A 20,410-nucleotide genomic window follows, 5' to 3' on the forward strand; every position below is an offset into this window, starting at 1 on the left:
AAAAAAATAAGCTCTCATTTCTGAGAGCTTATTTTATTTAAACATTCTGTTATTGTTCTTTAATAAATTTCTTCTGAACAGATTTATCTCCGTCCTCAATAGCGATTACATAAGCCCCGCTGATCAACCTGCTTACATTGACCTGGTTGTTCAGCAGAATACCTTCAACGATAAGCTGCCCGGCAGCATTGTAGATCTTATATTTTGCTTTTTTGCTGATATTTTTCACATACAATACCGAGCTTACAGGGTTCGGATAGATCATGATATCATCCTGGTTCAGTGAATTCGGAACACCCTGCTTGGCAATTCTTACCGAATAATCTTCCACTTCCCCGTTCTTCATGTTCAAGCAGTTCACAGGAATTCCGTCTCTTGACATGGCCACTCTCATCACTACGTATTTATGAACAGATGTACTTACGAATGCATCGGCCGGAACACTGAATGTTCCTGATACAGGACTGTCTGTATTCGGTGGTGAAGTGAACACTCTTTCATTCGGATCGAAGTATCCGTTTCTGTTGAAATCGATCCATACGGCGATCCCTTCATCGTGATTGGTACCTGTCCATTTTTTCTCGATGCTGATCTCATTTCCTGTGGATCCCTGAACAAGTTCAATAAATGCTCCCGGAACTCCGGTATAGTCTGTGTAGCTTGACGCTCCGGATTCGTTTTTCATTTCAGGTCTTCCGTTAGGCTTTACCGTCACTTTAGAAATATGTTCTCCTGAGAAGTTTTCGGCTCCCATCTGGCAGTAGATCACTGTTGGTGTTGTGAAATAATATGGAGGGGTATAGGTTCCAGGGGTACCGCTGCATATATTCACTACCTGCATTTCATATCTTGTAAGTTCAGTTAATCCTGTAATTGTGTAAGTAGGATTTACCGTAGAAACTGTTGTCCAGCTCGGAATTCCCACTTTTCTGTATCTCAGCATATAGGTTGCCCCAGGGAAACCTTCCCATACTACTTCAGCAGTTGTAGGCGTAAGCTGCGTGATCGTCAGGCCCGGAGGAGGTAGTTCACAGATTCTTTCTGTTATAAATACAGCTGGATTAGAGTAAGGGTTAAGAGTAGTTGATCCACTGCATTTATTGGCGACTCTTACTTCATACCTGGTGTAAGGATCCAGACCATTTAATGCATAAGAATTCACAGGAGGTGCAATATTGGCGACTGGTGTCCATGTTGCCGTACCTACTTTTCTCCATTCCAAAGTATAGGTAGATCCTATTGCAAGGGGTGCCCAGGTAATCAGTGCGGAGCTGGAAGTAATATTGGTAACAGTCACAGTAGGAGGAGTGGGATCACATGTTGTGGTAAAAGTAGCTATTGGAGTAAACGTTCCCGTAGATGTTCCACAATTGGCCGCAACCTGTACTTCATAAGTGGTGAAAGGAATCAGACCGTTTAAGGTATAAGGTAATGCGGTAACATATACACTCGTCCAAGCAGTGGTACCCTGTACCCTGTATTGCAGTACATAAGTAAAATTATTGGTCGCTGCTGTCCAGTTAATCTCCACTGAATTATGAGTGACAGTGGTAAAGGCAGGATTTCCCGGTACCGCTGTACTGCAAGGCTTTAGTTTTACGACATAGTCTTCCACTTCTCCGTTTATTGCATTCTGGCAGAGTGTTGGGGCAGATGAGCGTTGTAAAACAACCCTCATGGTGGTATTCAGTGTTCCTGAATACGCTCCTGCCGGAACATTAAAAGTGGCGTTTACAGGAGTAGTAGTACTTGAAGCAGAGTTCAGAATCTGCTCTGATGTTTCAAATATTCCGTTTCTGTTAAAGTCTATCCATGCAGATACTGCATCGCTATTGGTGGCTCCTGTCCACCCTTTCGCCACAGAGATTCTATTACCTACGGAACCTATTTCCAGGGTAATAAGAGTAGCAGGTGATGTATAGCTGATATAATTGGTCTGCACTGAGGTATTATTCATTACCGGGATAGCCGGATTTATGGAGGTAACGGTCACATTGGAGATATGATCATTTGTTCCGGTGCCAGTCATCGGGCAGTACGTCAATGCAGGTGTTGTAAACTGGGTAGATGGAGAGAATCCGCTTTGAGTGGTTCCACATTTGGTAGCTACCTGTACTTCATATTGGGTTTGTTCGGTTAAACCGGTGATTGTATAGTTATTTACCGGCGCAGGAACAGGATCTATTGTAATCCAGGCTGTGGGTCCTGTTTTTCTGTATCTCAATACATAGTTGGCACCCACTGCTGCTGTCCAGGAAACATTGGCAGTAGTAGGCGTCATGTTGGTTACCGTTATATTGGCCGGCGGAGCATTCGTACATGCCGGCTGATCAATTAATTTCACCGCATAGTCCTCTACTTCTCCGTCACTGAAGCTGGCACATGCTGCCGGATTTGCCGTGTTTCTCAGTACAACACGCATACGTGTAGGATAAGGGCCGTTATAAGCCGTTGCCGGTACAGGGAATGTTGCCGTAACCGGGGTAGTGGTGTTATTAGCTCCGTTCAGGATTCTTTCGGTGGTATCAAAAATTCCGTTTTTATTAAAATCAATCCACACACTTACAGCTTTGCTTGATGTGGCACCTGTCCAGAATTTAGAGATTGAAACAGTGTTATTGGCCGATCCCCGTACCAATGTAATAAGTTTTGTGGCATCAGATGAATAATCGGTATAATTGGCTGCTCCTGAGTTATTACTCATCGTATAAGAACTGGCAGCCTCAACTGTAACGTTTGAAATATATCCGTTATCTGTATTGGTTGATGTTCCGGCACAATACGGGGTCATAAAGACATTGACCGGTGAAAAGTTTCCTGTTACTCCTGAGCAGACATTGGCAATCTGGAACTCATAGTGTGTTCCGGCGGTGAGACCGTTCAGAATAATGGTATTGGTGGTAGGCTGAGGATTGGCATTGGTCCATGCTGTGGTTCCTGCAACGCGGTACTGAAAAATATAAGTAGCCCCGAATGATGCGTTCCACGTAATGGTAGCCTGTGCCTGGGTAACGGCGGTTACCTGAATTCCTCCCGGAGCAGTTGGCGTACATATCGGCAGGGTACTTATGGGAGCATTACCGATGGCGTAGAATACATTATTCACTGCACTTACCCTTATTTTTGCTGTACCACCTATCGTGAGCGGAAATGGAGTAAAATCGAGCGCTTCAGTTCCGTCATTAGGAGTTGAGGCTGTTACTAAATGCCAGGTCGTTCCATTATCTGTTGTAAAGTCAATTTTTACATTCGGAGCATTATAAGGTGCAGCATTGGTTCCCACAACATCCCAGCTAACATTTGTGGGACCGTTGTTGTAAATTGTTGCAGGATTTACTTTGAATGGCCCGTTATTTCCTACAATAATGGTCTGGGTAGCCGATTGGGTCTGCTGTTGCTGTGGATTCGGGTGGTTATCCCTTGCTGTAACAGTAAATTTAGTGGTTCTGGCTACTGTGGATACAGCTTCCCAAAGATTATTGGAGTTATTCAGAACACCGCTCAGTACCGAAGAGAGTCTTGGAAAATACCGGACCGGACTTGCAGACGGAGCAACAGATCTGAAAGACGGACCTGATGCTGTGTTTCCTAAATTTGCATTATTAATGACTTCAGTGGCAATATCAACTTCTTCCCAATTAAAAGTCATGGGATCATTTTCAGCGTCTGTTGCTGAAGCTGTAAGAACAAATGCTGTTCCTTTAGGGATATTGTATGTAGGGAGTGCCGCTATTACAGGTGGATTATTGGTAATTGGTGTTTCCACATCACATGTTTTACTGATCAGGTTGGCCTGAATCTGGGTAATATTGGTCACATTAAAATAGGGATCCGAGTGAGCCTGCACATCTGTTGTAGGCCCTGTAATACCTGCATATCCCATGATACTCGAACCAGATCCGGGTTCAACACTTGTTGAGGAACCAAGCTGGGGCGCACTATAAGAGAAACTGTGAACTCCCCCTAACTGGTGTCCAATTTCGTGAGCCACATAATCGATATCAAAATTATCTCCAACCGGATTACCGCTTCCCGGTGAGGTCCAGCCCGAACCTTTATCATTGGCAGCCGGCTGAACATTATCCCGGCAGATACATCCGAGACATCCGGCATTACCTCCGGCTCCCGGCGGAGCAAAAAGATGTCCTATATCATAATTGCTGTTGCCCACATTGGCTGTTAATACATTCTGAACCTCATTATTCCACAAATCTCCATTGGTGTTTCCCGGAGCCGTTAAAGGAGAGTAAGGATCTGAAGCCGCATTGGTATAAATAATAGAAGGATAGTTCTGAAGATTTAAATGAAGCGCAAAATCTTTTTCGTACACTCCGTTAATCCTTGTCAGTGTAGCATTAATTGCTGATAAAGCTCCTGCAACAGTACCACCATGATATTGAGTATATTCTCCGCATGTGGAAACCACAATTCTCAAAGTTCTGTACTTTTTATCAGAATTTTTCGAAAAATCCCCAGACTGGTTGGTAAAAGATTTACCCAGCTGATAAAGTTTCTGCATGTCCTGTCTGGCACTTTCGCTTTCTTCTGCCGAACATAGAAATCCGTCTTTACTTTTATTCGTTTTGGAATGAACACTATACAGTGTTTTTGCCGGATTGGCCGGATCTATAAACTGATAGTCTCCGTTTTTGATGATCATTGCCTGAAAATCATTGGGAGACAAACTGAATCTCAGATGCTTTGAAGGGTCATCTATTCCTATTCCGACATATGAGCCCAGCTGATACTGGTCGGCAAGCTCTTTCACCACGACCGGAAAACTGTAAACCGCAAATTTTTCAATTTTCCCTCCGAGGACCGGCAGAGAAACTTCAACAGGTTTCGCATTTTTCCCAGTCTCCTGAGCTTTTGAAAGCTGTGATTTCAGCAATGAAATATCCAAAGAATAATAGTCCCGGAGACCAGAACCGTCTTTAACTCTTTCTCCACTGGATGATGCAGGGCTCCATTGTGCCTTGATTACTGCAAACAAACAAAGAAAAAAGAAAGAAATAAAAATTTTCTTCATAATTTTTCTAATTATTTTGTATTAATCACACAAATCTAATTATTTTTTTTACACAAAATCAACAAAACAATCAAATTAATGATAAAATCATAATAAAAATGACTATTCATTAATAAAATAAACTTACACATCTGTTTTTCATAAATATTTTAAACATAAAAAAGACATAAGATAAAAGCATTCAGCTCCCCTCAGAACAATAAAAAAAGCCCTCATTGCTGAGGGCTCATTTTATTTGAAATTCATTGATTATTCTTTGATAAATTTCTTTTGTACGGTTTTACCGTTATCATCGATATCTATTACATACACTCCGTTGATCAGTCTGCTTACATTGATCTGGTTGTTCAGCAGAATACCTTCAACGATCACCTGACCTGCTGCATTGTAGATCTTATATTTTGCTTTTTTGCTGATATTTTTCACATACAATACTGAGCTTACAGGGTTCGGATAGATCATGATATCATCCTGGTTCAGTGAATTCGGAACACCCTGCTTGGCAATTCTTACCGAATAATCTTCCACTTCCCCGTTCTTCATGTTCACGCAGTTTACAGGAATACCGTCTCTCGACATGGCCACTCTCATCACTACGTATTTATGAGCAGATGTACTTACGAATGCATCGGCAGGAACACTGAATGTTCCTGATACAGGGCTGTCTGTATTCGGTGGTGAAGTAAATACTCTTTCATTGATATCAAAGTATCCGTTTCTGTTGAAATCGATCCATACGGCGATTCCTTCATCATGGTTGGTACCTGTCCATTTTTTCTCGATGCTGATCTCATTTCCTGTGGATCCCTGAACAAGTTCAATGAATGCTCCCGGAACTCCGGTATAGTCTGTGTAGCTTGACGCTCCGGATTCGTTTTTCATTTCAGGTCTTCCGTTAGGTTTTACCGTCACTTTAGAAATATGCTCTCCTCCGAAGTTTTCTGCTCCCATCTGGCAGTAGATCACTGTTGGTGTTGTGAAATAATATGGAGGGGTATAGGTTCCAGGGGTACCGCTGCAAATATTCACTACCTGCATTTCATATCTTGTAAGTTCAGTTAATCCTGTAATGGTATAAGTAGGATCTATTGTAGAAACTGTTGTCCAGCTCGGAATTCCCACTTTTCTGTATCTCAGCATATAGGTTGCTCCAGGGAATCCTTCCCATACTACTTCAGCAGTTGTAGGCGTAAGCTGCGTGATCGTTAAGCCCGGAGGAGGCAGTTCACAGATTCTTTCCGTTGTAAATACTTTCGGATTAGAGTATGGATTGATTCCTGTTTCTCCGTTACATTTGTTGGCCACTCTTACTTCATAAGTAGTATAAGGATCCAGACCATTCAACTGGTAAGTATTGGTAGGAGGTACAATACCTGTAATCTGGTTCCATGTTGGATCTCCAACTTTTCTCCATTCGAAAACGTAAGTTGAACTTGCCACTACCGGTGCCCATGTAATAAGTGCAGAATTAGTGGTAATACTACTTACAATAACATTCGGAGGAGTAGGATCACATCTTGTGGTAAATGTCTTGATTGGTGTAAAGCTTCCGGTAACACCACCACAAACTGCAGCAACCTGAATTTCATAAGTTGTAGCGTTTGCCAATCCTGTAATTACAAGAGGTATGTTATTCAGAACTGCTGAAGCATATACTTCTGTCCACAGTCCCGGAGGTGGTCCCTGAGTTCTGTATCTTACAAGATAGGTAACTGTCCCTCCTGTAAAGTTAACTGTTGCAGAGTTGTGTGTAGGGGTAATATTAGGCTGGCTTGGAGTGGTCGTTGTACACGATCTGATTCGTACCGCATAATCTTCCACTTCACCGTTAGCTGCATTCTGGCAGATAGTAGGTGCACTTCCACGCTTCAATACTACTCTCATTGTTGTAGTGTACTGTCCTGTATAGGCAGTAGCCGGAACATCAAAGTTTGCTGTAACAGGCGTATTGGTATTGGACGGTGAAATAAGGATACGTTCTCCGGTTTCAAACTGTCCGTTTCTGTTGAAGTCGATCCAGGCTGTCACCGCATCACTGTTGGTTGCAGCCGTCCATCCTTTAGCTACAGAAATTTTATTACCAATGGAACCTGCATCAAGAGTGATGAGAGTTTCCGGTGTTGTATAGCTGATATAATTGGTCTGTACCGATGTATTACTCATTACCGGGGCACCTGGGTTAGCAGGGGTAACGGTTACATTAGAAATGTGGTCGTTAGTTCCTGTACCTGTCATTTCACAGTATGATAGCGGTGTTGTTGTAAACTGTACTGAAGCAGAATATGCTCCAAGAGCTGCAGTACCACATTTTGTAGCTACCTGAACTTCATATTTGGTCTGTTCCAATAAACCGGTAATTGTATACGTATTTCCCGGAGCAGGTACAGGGTTTACCGTCGTAATCCATGCTGTTGTTCCTGCTAATCTGTATCTAAGCGAATAAGTGGCATTAGCTGCGGCAGTCCAATATACGGTAGCAGTATTTGCCGTAATATTCATTATTGTAATATCGTTAGGCGGTGTATTGGTACACGCCGGCTGATCAACAAGTTTTACAGCATAATCTTCAACTTCTCCCCATGTGAATGTACCGCACGCATCAGGTGCACCACTTTCTCTTAATGCTACACGCATACGGGTAGTAAGCGCACCTCCGTAAGCACCCTGAGCTACGGTAGGCACGTAGAAGGTAGCTGTAACCGGAGATGTAGTATTACTTCCGGAAGTCAGAATCTTTTCTGAAGGCTCAAATATACCATTTCTGTTAAAGTCAATCCATACTCCGGTTCCAAAAGAATATTGGGTACCCGGCCATGTTTTGGTAATGGAAATAGTATTATTGTTCAATCCTCTTGATAAGGTAATCAATCTTGTAGGATCAGTAGTATAATCTGTATAGTTACTGAACTCTGAATTACTTGTTACCGGTATACCTCCTGTTGGAGTTACCACAACCTTACTGATATAGCCATCAATGGTACTACTTGTAGAGGCTGCACTACAATAGGTAATAGGAGGTGTTGTGAAGAATACTCCTGCTGAGAATGCTCCCTGGTTTCCGTTACATTTTGTAGCGATCTGCACTTCGTACTGGGTCTGTTCGTTCAGTCCGGTAAGAGGCCAGCTCGATGTAAGAGGTGTAGTGATCTGAACTGTATTCCATGCGCCGCTAGGTGCCACTCTGTATTGTAAAACGTATGTTGCTCCGAGCGTAGGTGTCCAGGATACGTTAGCTGAAGTAGGTGTAATACCCGTAACGGCGATATTTGCAGGTGGCGCAGCAGAACAGGTCTGAAGGGCCTCACTTACCAATACCAGTTTCGGGATATTGGAATATCTGCTGGTTGCCGTTGGCGGAGAAGCTGGATCCGGGTTGGTATCGTCTTCATAGAAGAGAATACCTCTGTTGGTTCCGGCATTATAATTTCCCCATGTAGCTCCCGGAGATCCGGTATAGCCTGGAGAGTTTTCATCCACTGCAATTACAATATTACTGGTTCCGTCCCAAATAAACGGGCTGGTAAGAGGTATGGTAACCCAGGTTCCATCCGTCATGGTAGGTAAAGTTCCTGTATAAACCTGTTTAAGGTTTGCCAAAGGGACCCAGCTTGTGGTAGTTGCAAAGTTATTTTGTGTAGTATTCCCCATATAAACTACCCAGTTGTTGTAGTTGGTCTGAGGAGATGAAGTTGTAGCTACATAGAATTTAATTGCTGTAATATAGCTGTTTGTACCCGCTGCAGTTACTTCCGCTGCGGTGTAAATCTGCTGGGAGTAGTTATATCCGTAATATGAATAGTCCGGCAATACCCCTGTAAGATTTCCCTGTCCGATCTGTCCGGTCATGAATGAAGGACCTGCTGCCCAGGCACTTTTATCTGTACCGGAACAAACAGCTCTTACCCACCAGTAATAGGTGGTACCGTTAGCCAGTCCCGGAAGGTTGGCCGTAGTCCCTGGAACCGGAGTACCAGGTGTACCTGTTCCCGGAGGTGTATTGGTAGTAGAATAATAATATTCATAGCCATTAGCCGGAGCTGTTCCCTGAGGTGCCCATGAAAGTCCTGCAGAATTGGCTCCTACAGTAGGAACTGCCAATGATATAGGGAAAAGACATGAAGGCACAGAGAATGAGATGTTATCAACAGATGCAGGAGGGTTTGATCCCTGCGAACCGTCATTAACCCATTCGAATACAAGACGCATGGTACCTCCGGCAAAAGTATTGATACTTAAATTGCTGGTAGAGTACGTCTGCCAGGTAGTCTGTAAGTTAAACGGATTACCGCTTACCAGGGTTCTTCCTGTTCCCGTAGTGATTCTCGTTCCCGGGTTAAGTGTATAGGTGGTAGGAACCAGCCATACCCTTAAAAAATCATAGGTAGATTCACCGTTGGCCTTCCAGTCGAACGAGAAGTTGGCAATAACGGATCCTGCCGGAATCGTAATATCCCTGTAAGCAAAGGTAACACTTGTATTACCATTGTCGTAAGTATTGGACGCTCCACTATCATTTGAAATGAAAAGGGAATTTCCGGGATTTCCGACCACGTTGCCATGCACCCATTTATTGGGCTGACTACCGTTCAAAAATGTGAAATCATTACCCGCCGTAAAGTCTTGGCTGTAGGGCAATGTCGCAGGTGTTTGACCATAGAGCTCTGATACAAAGCCGATGTTTATCAAACACAGAAGAAGTATTAAAGAAGTAAAGAGTTTCTTCATAATGTTCTCATTATTATATTAATCATACAAATCTAATCATTTTTCATTACTAATTTTATAATAAATCGCATTTTTTTTGTAAAATTTTCATAATATCTGTTTTTACTCCATGAAATAAAAAATACCGGGATTCCCCCCGGGATCAGTACTATTTTAATATGCTGAGCCATTTCCTTATGAATCCGGGATATGAGCCGGTCTTTTGTTTTTCATATGATCCGTCTCCAACACGCATATTTTCATGGCTGGTATTTCCGGCTTCCGGCAACCGGCCACAGTGTTGTAACCATAGAAATTTTTATCACCTTAAATACCGTGAGAGTTCGGGGTAAAGGTTTTAGGTATTAAAGGAGGGAAGTGAGATGGAAATCAACACTTATTTCCAGTGACCTTCATAGTTTTCTTCTCCCAGCTTCCAACCAGTCTGAATCAGATATTTTTGTCCCGAACTGAGCTTATTTAAGGTTCTCTAAAATTGTTCTCAAATTTTGCCTGTATTAAAGCTCTGCGAGACCAACATATTAATGAATATCATTATCAGGTCGCTCCTACGGAGCTCTCCTCAGATCATCTATATCAATTCTATGAACAGAGTACTCCTACGGAACACTTAAAAAGCTCAAATAACATCATATTTTTTTGCGGAAAATTTATAAGTATAGCATGTAAAATAAGTCTGATTTTCTTATCCGAACTGATATTAAATAGGATAAAGTTTAACTAAAGGGGTTCGGGAATCCCGCCACATATATTTTTCATCCCAGTGTATAAAAAAGCAAGGCTCCGGAAATACCGAAGCCTTGTTTTTTTTAGTTTTTATATTTAAAATTTATAGGCTATATTCCATGCAAAACCCATATTGAATTTGGAAGAACTTCTTCCGAATCCCGGAACAATCATTGGTGATATATTATCCTGCTTGGAAGTATATACAAGGTATCTTGGCTGAAGATTAACGTCTATATAAAAGTTAGAATCAAACAGCTGAACCCGTCCTCCAACTGTTCCTTCCAGCCAGAAAGAAGACTGTGAAGAAGACGGAAATGCCACCGAGGAAGCGCTTCCACCAAACCCCCGGACAGGGATGGCCATATATTCCTGGTTATAAAAGGCTCCCCCCACTTTTCCCCCGGCATAAAATCCGTTGAACGGATTTTCAACATCTTTTGCCAGCATATAAAAAGCCCCCAGTTTCACAAAAGGTCCGCTGGCCTTTGCATCGTAGCCGTTTTTCTGATATACGTTTTTTTCAAATCCCGCTTCTGCAATGGCATGAACGTTTTCTTTTATTCTGGAAGAGATAAACCCCTGATACAGCATACGATCTGAGAAAAAAGAAACTCCTGTATTAAGGGCATCAAGCCCTACCATGAAATTGGGTTCGTATTTCCAGCCGGATTTCTTTGCTTCTTTTTGTTCCTGAGCCAGCGTCAGTATTCCGATCAGGCTAAAAAATAAGATAAATACTTGTCTTGTCTTCATTCTCTATTTGATTTTGTGCTACTTCCGTTCCTTTTACAGGATCAGTTGTTACTAATTCTGCATTCAGATTTTCATAGGATTTTTTAACGCCGCATCCCGGAGATACATACGTTGCTTTGGTAGTATAGCTTATTCTTACCTGAGATTCTTTCCCTTTTTCTTCTTCCCTCACATAAATATCCGTATAGGCATTATCATCCACTCTTAGAGGAACAAGTATTGATTCCACTTTCTGCTGTCTCCCCAGTTCCACTTTTCCGGAACCGTAATTTACGGCAACATACACGTTTTCCAGCATCGTAATTTTACCGTCCTGGGACTTGAAGCCTATTCTCATCCGTGGAGTTCCTTCTCCGCTTTCACAGATATCATCATCCCCTCCGCATGACCAGATCATACAAAGGCCGCATAATACTATAAGGTATCTAAGGTATTTCATATTTCTATTTTGGGTCTAAAGCTTTTTCAATTCTGAAAACAAGGTCTTCGTAATGGTATTTATTCACTGTATTTGAATCTGCCTTTACTGCAAGCTCTTTCTTTATTGTATTTAAATTTCCTCTGACAATGGCAGCAACATCGGATTTGTCCGAAACTTTGGTATCCACAAGCTTAATGAGACTGCTCACATAGTTTCTCTGAAGATTTCTTCCGTATACATCCGGGTTCTGTTTTTTAATAACCGAATGATTAAGGTCTGACAATAAATTCATCACGGTATAGGTATTCGGATCTATTGCTTCCATCTGATACATATTCTGTAATACAAAAGAACTTAAAATTCTTGAAAGAACACCGTTCTGGATCTCTTCAACAGTATTTACAGGGGTTTTACCCGTTTTCTCAAAAATATCTTTTTTAAGCAGCCATTGTGGTGTGGTAAACACATTCTCTTCTAAAAATCTCATGGCTTCCTCCTGATCTTTTTTGGCTACGGCTTCATATACTACTCCTGACTGTTCCGCCGTTTTGGGCGTTTCCATCTGCCCGCCAATATATTTTGAAACATGTCCTGTATATCTTCTGAATTGTGATACTACCTGATCATACATCATTCCGAGATTTTCGTAATCTTCATTCGGGGTTGCCGTCCACTGGTCCAGGTTATCTATAATTCTTTTAAGATTTTTGATTCCGTATGTACTTGCTATCATGGCATTGTCTCCTACCTGCTCACTCTGTGACCTCGGATCCAGAGGGTTGGATTCTGTACCAAACCAAAGTCTTTCATTTTTAAGATTCCTGATGATCCATTTATTCAGATGTTCTTTTTCTGCATCCGGTGTACTGTACTGATAGAATCTTCTGTATCCCCATTCAATAGCCCAATCGTCATAATCTCCGATTCTCGGCATAATTCCGGAATCCCCGATTTTATCTTCCGGCTGTGCAACATAATTAAATCTTGCATAATCCATAATGGAAGGAGTATGGCCATTCTTTTCAAGCCATTTTTTATCTCTCAGCTTTTCAACGGGCACCGTAGAACTTGAGCCAAAATTATGCCTTAGTCCTAAGGTATGTCCTACTTCATGGGAAGAAACAAAACGGATGAGTTCTCCCATCAGCTTATCATCGAATTTTACTTTTCTGGCTCTTTCATCATTGGGTGCTGCCTGTACAAAATACCAGTTTCTTAACAGCAGCATTACATTATGATACCAGTTGATATGGCTTTCCAGAATTTCCCCTGTTCTCGGATCTGAAATAGAGGGTCCGGAAGCGTTGGGAACGTCTGAAGGTTTGTAAACAATAGCAGAATATCTTGCATCTTCAAGGCTCCATTCCGAATCTGTTTTAGGATCAGGAACTTTTGCATAAACTGCATTTTTGAATCCTGCTTTTTCAAAAGCTTTCTGCCAGTCGTTCACTCCCTGGATCAGGTAAGGAACCCATTTCTTGGGAGTTGCGGGATCGATATAGAATACGATGGGTTTGGCAGGTTCTACCAGTTCTCCTCTTTTATATTTTTCAAGATCCTGAGGCTTGGGCTCCAGTCTCCATCTTTTTACCAGTGAAATTCTTTTTACACCCTGAGGATCCAGGTCAAAATCGGTATATCCTACGGCAAAATAGCCTACTCTAGGGTCAAAATAACGGGCCTGCATCTTGTTTTCCGGAAGGAGAACGAAGGATGAGTTGATCTCTACCGTATAGTTTCCGCTTACCTTCGGAAGATCAGCAGGAGGAGTTCCCGGTGCGGGTTTCCCTAAGGTGCGTGCAAAGGTTTTGGTGGTATTGATTTCTATGTTCCCCGGGAAAGACTTTACAAAGTTCACGAATGACATATCTTTCTGAAAAGCCCCTACCTTGAAGGCATCTTTGTTTCTTACCGAGAAAGACACCATTTCATTATCAGAATTCAGAAGATCTGTGACCTCAATTACTGAAGATTTTTTATCATTTCCATATGTTTTTACGTCAAAAGATTTGATGATAGACTGTACGTTATTCCGGATTACGGAGTTATACATATCTGATGTGGAATCTTTTGCATAGTCTACATATGAAATAGATCTCAGAAGGATTTTATCTTTCGGGCCTTTTTCAAAAGCAACGACCTGCTGGCCTATCTGATCTCCGGCATAACCGGTAGTTCCCGAACGCATTCCCGCTGCCGCTTTTGTAAGTCTCGTTACCAAAAGAAATTCCTTTTTCAGCATTTTATCGGGAATTTCAAAATAATATTTATCTTCAATTTTGTGAACGGTGAAAACACCCTGGTCTGAAACAGCCTTATCGGTAATGATTTCCTTATAGGATTTCATAGCGGGTTTCTTCTTCAGATCATCTTTTTTTACTTTTGCGGTATCTGTTTTTACTGCCGCAGAGTCTTTTTCCTGTGCTTTCAGTTCATTCTGTCCCAGTGACAGTGCCAATAAGACTAATGCTGTATTCCTAAGGTTTTTCACTTCTTTCATTTAAAATTTTCAGGTTATATTTTCAAATTTAAATATTTATTTTTTGATCAGCAGGGCAATATTTTCAACATGGTGTGTTTGTGGGAACATATCCACAGGCAATATTTTCACTAAGGTATAGTGGTCTTTCATCAGGGCAAGATCCCTGGCCTGTGTTGCAGAGTTACAACTTACGTAAACTACTTTTTCCGGTGAAAGTTTCAGGATCTGCTCCACTACTTTCTGGTGCATTCCGTCTCTTGGCGGATCAGTGATCAGTACGTCTGCTTTAGGGTGATTTTCAAGAAACTCATCATTGAAGATGTCTTTCATATCCCCGCAGTAGAAAGTACAGTTATCAAGGCCGTTCAATTCGGCATGTTCTCTGGCTGCATCAATGGCTTCCTGCACAGATTCTATTCCGATTACCTGTTTTGCATTTCTTGCGACGTACTGGGCAATAGTTCCTGTTCCTGTGTACAGGTCATAAACGACTTCAGTCCCCTTCAGGTCTGCAAATTCCAGGGTTTTTCTGTATAATTCAAGAGCCTGTTTATAATTGGTCTGAAAAAAGGATTTGGGACCTATTTTAAACTGAAGCCCATCCATTTCTTCCATCAGATAGCCTTCACCGAAGTAAACGTTGATATCCAGATCATAGATAGAATCGTTCGGTTTCGGATTGATGGCGTAAACCAGTGTTTTGATCTGAGGAAATTTTTCCAGTAAAAACTCAAAAAGTTTTTCTCTGTTTTCTTTTTCTTCCTGATAAAGCTGGAACAGCACCATCCATTCTCCTTTTGAGTTCTGTCTCATCATCAGTGTTCTCAGGAATCCGGCATGGTTTCTTACATCGAAAAACTCAAGTCCGTTTTTGTCGCTGTATTCTTTTACGGCCAGTCTGATTGCGTTGGAGGGATCTTCCTGAAGAAAACATTCTTTAAGGTCGAGAATTTTGCTCCACATTCCCGGAATATGGAACCCGAGGGCATTTTTATCATTGATATCTTCCTGCGAACTGACTTCATCCAACGTTAACCAGCGTGCATTGGAAAAAGAGAATTCCATTTTGTTTCTGTAAAAATACTGTTCTTCGGAACCCAGAATCGGAACGGTTACAAAATCATCAATTCCGCCAATTCTTTTGATATTGTTATAGACTTCTTCCTGTTTAAAATCGAGCTGTTTTTCGTAAGCCATATTCTGCCATTTGCAACCTCCGCAGGCTCCGAAATGAATACATTTAGGTTCTGTTCTGAAAGGAGATTTCTCCACGATTTCTATTGCCTCGGCTTCAAAATATTTGGATTTGGCTTTCTTTACCCTGGCATTGACGAGGTCTCCCGGTACTGCTCCTGAAACCAATACCGTTTTCCCATCCTCTGTTTTTCCTATGGCTACCCCTTTAGCTCCTGCAGCCAGAAGCCTGATATTTTCAAGAATTATATTCTTTTTCTTTTTCATCCGTAAAATTCAATTTTTTCTAAGTCCGGACGGGAATCTTACTTCTCATCCCTCAATTTCTATTTTTCTAAACCATAAAACCTTCCGGCTTTATCCGGCAAAAATACAATAAAAAAAAACCTTATCCGAGGATAAGGTTTTCATGTATGTTAAAGTTTACTATTTTACAGGTGCAGGCTGTGGATTTGCAGGTTGTGCAGGCTGTGAAGGGTCCACCATCATTTCTCCTCCAGGCTGAAGCTGGATATTAGGATTTACTTTAGGTGCTGTAAGACCGGTCTGCTTATCGAGGATATTTACCAGATCCTGTTCTCCGATATTCACAAAAGATCTGCTGGCAATTTTACCGTCTTTATCCACCACTACGAAACATGGCAGTTTAAATCCATAAACTCCGTATTTTTTGGCAACGTCTGAATTCAGGCCTCCTTCTCCGTATACACTTACTCCCGGAATACCTTTCAGAAGAGCATTGCTGGTTTTGATAAACTGATCTTTTGTATCATCAAGGTTGATAAATGTGAAGTTCATTTTAGATTTATAGAAGTTCACCACTTCTTTAAGGATCGGAACGGTAGCTTCTGCGATGTAAGGATTCCATGATGTATAGAATACAAGCATATTCGGTTTTCCTTTTCCTTCTGAAATTTTATATGATTTCCCATCCTGTTTGATCAGGGAAGCTTCAGGAGCAACTTCTCCAACTTTCACTCCGGTTACTGCCAGGTGAAGCTCTTTCAGGCTCTTCTTTACATCTGTATCTTTGATATCTTCGTCTACAATCTTAGAAATTCTGTCCAGTGCTTTAGGATCTGCTCCCGGACGGATATCCTGAGCAAGAATAAATGAAAGCAGATAATCTTTTTTCAGCTGCGGAGTATCTTTCTGATTTTTCAGGAACTCTGCAAACAGTTCAGAAAGGGTAACGGTAGGATTCTTAGCTACTTTAGGTTCAGCAAACTTCTGGAAATCAATATTATATTTGTTCAGCAAATAGCTTCTGTAAACAGGACTTGTCTTCAGCATTTTATCTTTATTCTCCTGTAACTTTTCTTCATAATCTGTATAAGCTTTAGAGAATTTGAAAGCCGGGCCTTCTGATATTTTCTTCCTCATTTCATATTGTGACATAATGGTAAGAATAGTACTGGCAACATCCATTTTCTTCCATTCTACAACATCATTGTCCGGATTGAACTTTTTAACGTTCTCATCCATATTTTTTGTGATATCGCTATCTATTTTCTGAACTCCCTGAAGAAATGTCTTTTCATCTTTTTCCACCAGTTCAAGAACATTTGCCTTCTGTGCATACGTTCCCAGATATTTTTGGGTAGCTATAAAGAAATCGTTATTCTTTTTAGCATCACCGGTAATTACATATTCCATAGGGAAAGTTGCTCCATTACCGGAAATATTTAAAGTCTGTCCCGCTTTTAGATAGATAAGATTTCTTTTTTCTCCGTAAGATATCTCATACATCCCGTCTTTCGGAGCGTCGAAGGAACCGGAGAAATTACCGTTTTTATCTAATCCCAGATTTACCAGCGGCAGTGTAGCCACACCGGAAGCCTCAATAAGCTCAATTCTTTCCAATGGTGAGCCTCCTGTAATCTTTCCTTTTACTTCAACTTTTTTTGAACAAGACACCGCAAAGACCGCGATGATAAACAATAAAAGATATTTTTTCATTTCAATTTTTAATATTACACAAAAATACGTTTTTTAGGGTTTGCTAATTCACCCCGATTATTTTTTTTGAAAATTTTATAACAACCCTGCTATAAGGTATTATACAGTAATTAATCTTTATTGATTTTCCCTTTTCTGTCGGAATCCCATAAAAGACAATCTTTAGCTGTACAATATTATACGGTCACCAAATATAGACTTATTATATAAAGAGCACCAAGCACTTTAAGGAACTTAACAAACTTTAACAGCATAAAAAAATCGTCTCTTTAGCAGAGACGATTTTTTTTATTCTATCTGAACCGGTTCTATCCCTGATCTACAAGAGCTGCCATATATTCTCTGTTCATTCTTGCGATATTCTCAAGAGAAATACCTTTAGGGCATTCTACTTCACATGCTCCTGTATTTGAACAGTTTCCGAATCCTTCTTCATCCATAGCTTTCACCATATTCAGGACTCTTCTCTTAGCTTCTACTCTACCTTGTGGAAGTAATGCATACTGGGAAACTTTGGCTCCCACAAACAGCATTGCTGATCCGTTTTTACAGGTTGCCACACAGGCTCCACATCCGATACAGGCAGCAGCATCCATCGCTCTGTCCGCGTCTTCTTTAGGAACCGGAATTGCATTGGCATCCAATGTATTACCGGAGGTATTTACAGAGATGAAACCACCTGCAGCCATTACTCTGTCGAATGCGCTTCTGTCTACCATTAAGTCTTTAATAACAGGGAAAGCAGCACTTCTCCATGGTTCAATAACGATAGTTTCTCCATCTTTGAACATTCTCATGTGAAGCTGACAGGTTGTAATACCTGTATCAGGACCGTGAGCTCTACCATTGATGTAAAGCGAACACATACCGCAGATCCCTTCACGACAGTCGTGATCAAAAGCGATAGGTTCTTTTCCTTCGTTAATTAAGTTTTCGTTCAGGATATCCAGCATCTCCAAAAATGAAGAATCCGTAGATACATCTGATATTTTGTAGGTCTCAAACTGACCTTTAGATTTATTATTTTTCTGTCTCCAAATTTTCAGCGTAAGATGTAGGCCTTTTTTTGCACTCATAATGTTATATTTATAGGTTGGAGATTATTTGTAACTTCTAGTTTTAACCTCGATGTTGTCGTAGATCAGTTCTTCTTTATGCAACACTTCCGCGTTGATATCATTCCCCTGATATTCCCAGGCTCCAACGTATTTGAAGTTGACGTCGTCTCTTTCCGCTTCTCCATCAGGAGTTGCGTGATCCCAACGGAAGTGACCGCCACAAGATTCTTCTCTGTTTAGAGCATCGATAGCCATTAGTTGTCCTAGTTCCAGGAAGTCTGCTACTCTGAATGCTTTTTCAAGCTCAGTGTTCATACCATCTGCTTCACCAGGAACTTTTACATTTTTCCAGAAGTCGTTTCTTACTTCTTCAATTTCTTTGATTGCTTCTTTCAATCCTTCAGGAGTTCTTCCCATTCCCACTTTGTTCCACATAATGTGTCCCAGTTTCTTGTGGAAGTAGTCTACTGAATGGGTTCCTTTGTTGTTCAGGAAGAAATCTATTTTATCTTTAATTCCTTTTTCAGCTTCGTTAAACGCATCTGAATCAACAGGAATCGTTCCGGTTCTGATATCTGCAGAAAGGTAATCTGCAATGGTGTAAGGAAGTACGAAGTATCCGTCTGCAAGCCCCTGCATCAGTGCAGATGCTCCCAGTCTGTTCGCCCCGTGATCGGAGAAGTTGGCTTCACCAATTACGAAACATCCCGGAATGGTAGACTGAAGGTTATAATCCACCCATACACCACCCATGGTGTAGTGAACCGCAGGATAGATCTTCATTGGGGTTTTGTATGGATCATCGGCTGTAATTTTTTCGTACATAACGAAAAGGTTACCGTATTTCTCCTCAACCCACTTCTTACCAAGATCATAGATCTGCTGATCGGTAGGATTATGGATATGTTTTTCGATAGCGGCTTCTTTACCTTTTTTCATGATCTCTGTGGAGAAATCAAGGTAAACTCCTTCCTGAGTATCATTATTTTCGATTCCGTATCCGGCATCACATCTTTCTTTAGCTGCTCTTGAAGCAACGTCTCTCGGTACAAGGTTACCGAATGCAGGATATCTTCTCTCCAGGTAGTAGTCTCTGTCTTCTTCTTTGATATTTTCAGGCCTCAATTTACCTTCTCTGATGGCTACTGAATCTTCAATTTTTTTAGGAACCCAGATTCTTCCGGAGTTTCTTAGTGATTCAGACATCAGAGTCAGTTTGGACTGCTGAGTTCCGTGAACCGGAATACATGTAGGGTGAATCTGCACGTAGCAAGGGTTTGCAAAGTAAGCTCCCTTTTTGTGGATTTTCCATGCTGCAGAAACGTTTGATCCCATTGCGTTGGTAGAAAGGAAATATACGTTTCCGTATCCTCCCGAAGCGATAACAACTGCGTGAGCAGAATGTCTTTCGATTTCACCTGTTACCAGGTTTCTTGCGATAATTCCTCTTGCCTTTCCGTCAACAATAACAAGGTCTAACATTTCGTGACGGTTGTACATTTTGATTCTTCCTTTACCGATCTGGCGGCTCATTGCAGAATAGGCACCTAACAATAACTGTTGTCCGGTCTGTCCTTTGGCATAGAAGGTTCTTTTTACCTGAACCCCACCAAATGAACGGTTATCCAGCTGGCCTCCGTAATCTCTACCGAAAGGAACCCCCTGGGAAACGCACTGGTCAATAATATTGGCAGAAACTTCCGCCAGTCTGTATACGTTAGCTTCTCTAGCCCTATAATCACCACCTTTGATGGTATCGTAGAATAACCGGTAGGTTGAATCACCGTCACCCTGGTAGTTTTTAGCAGCATTGATTCCCCCCTGAGCAGCAATAGAGTGTGCTCTTCTCGGTGAATCCTGGTAGCAGAATGCTTTTACGTTATATCCCTGCTCCGCCAGAGTAGCTGCCGCAGAACCACCTGCCAAACCTGTTCCTACAACAATAATATCAATCTTATCTCTGTTGTTTGGGGCAACAAGGTTCATATGGTCTTTATGATTTTTCCACTTATCCTTTAAAGGACCTGCCGGAATTTTTGAATCTAATTTACTCATATTAG

The 20,410-nt window shown here is 41.4% G+C and carries 9 protein-coding genes; all 9 read right to left on the minus strand.

Features of this window, described 5'->3' with window-relative positions; translation table 11 throughout:
* Positions 1–49: 49 nt before the first annotated feature.
* The 9 genes from AC106S_RS18175 to AC106S_RS18215 all read right to left on the minus strand — a co-directional run bounded on the left by AC106S_RS18175 (position 50) and on the right by AC106S_RS18215 (position 20,405).
* Positions 50–5,029: a GEVED domain-containing protein gene (locus AC106S_RS18175; protein ID WP_482441093.1), complete on the minus strand. Its 4,980-nt coding sequence runs from the start codon at positions 5,027–5,029 to the stop codon at positions 50–52.
* Between the two features lie 249 nt (positions 5,030–5,278).
* On the minus strand, positions 5,279–9,664 hold the full coding sequence (locus AC106S_RS18180; protein ID WP_482441094.1) for a GEVED domain-containing protein: 4,386 nt from the start codon (positions 9,662–9,664) through the stop codon (positions 5,279–5,281).
* Between the two features lie 912 nt (positions 9,665–10,576).
* On the minus strand, positions 10,577–11,236 hold the full coding sequence (locus AC106S_RS18185; protein WP_482441095.1) for a DUF6048 family protein: 660 nt from the start codon (positions 11,234–11,236) through the stop codon (positions 10,577–10,579).
* Positions 11,202–11,675 (minus strand): DUF6452 family protein, encoded by a 474-nt coding sequence (locus AC106S_RS18190; protein ID WP_482441096.1) that lies wholly within the window; start codon positions 11,673–11,675, stop codon positions 11,202–11,204. Before AC106S_RS18190 ends, AC106S_RS18185 begins: the two co-directional genes overlap by 35 nt.
* 4 nt (positions 11,676–11,679) lie before the next feature.
* Positions 11,680–14,157 (minus strand): zinc-dependent metalloprotease, encoded by a 2,478-nt coding sequence (locus AC106S_RS18195; protein ID WP_482441097.1) that lies wholly within the window; start codon positions 14,155–14,157, stop codon positions 11,680–11,682.
* Positions 14,158–14,193: 36 nt separating this feature from the next.
* A complete protein-coding gene (rlmD, locus tag AC106S_RS18200; protein ID WP_482441098.1) occupies positions 14,194–15,600 on the minus strand; it encodes a 23S rRNA (uracil(1939)-C(5))-methyltransferase RlmD in 1,407 nt (468 codons plus the stop codon).
* Positions 15,601–15,759: 159 nt separating this feature from the next.
* Positions 15,760–17,292: a TlpA family protein disulfide reductase gene (locus AC106S_RS18205; protein ID WP_482441099.1), complete on the minus strand. Its 1,533-nt coding sequence runs from the start codon at positions 17,290–17,292 to the stop codon at positions 15,760–15,762.
* A 308-nt stretch (positions 17,293–17,600) separates the two neighbouring features.
* Entirely contained in the window at positions 17,601–18,368 is a 768-nt protein-coding gene (locus tag AC106S_RS18210) for a succinate dehydrogenase/fumarate reductase iron-sulfur subunit (protein ID WP_047096265.1), read from the minus strand.
* 24 nt (positions 18,369–18,392) lie between these two features.
* Complete coding sequence (locus tag AC106S_RS18215; protein ID WP_482441100.1) at positions 18,393–20,405, minus strand: fumarate reductase/succinate dehydrogenase flavoprotein subunit; 2,013 nt, start codon at positions 20,403–20,405, stop codon at positions 18,393–18,395.
* Between the last annotated feature and the right edge of the window lie 5 nt (positions 20,406–20,410).

The organism is Chryseobacterium sp. FR054 (assembly GCF_056844565.1).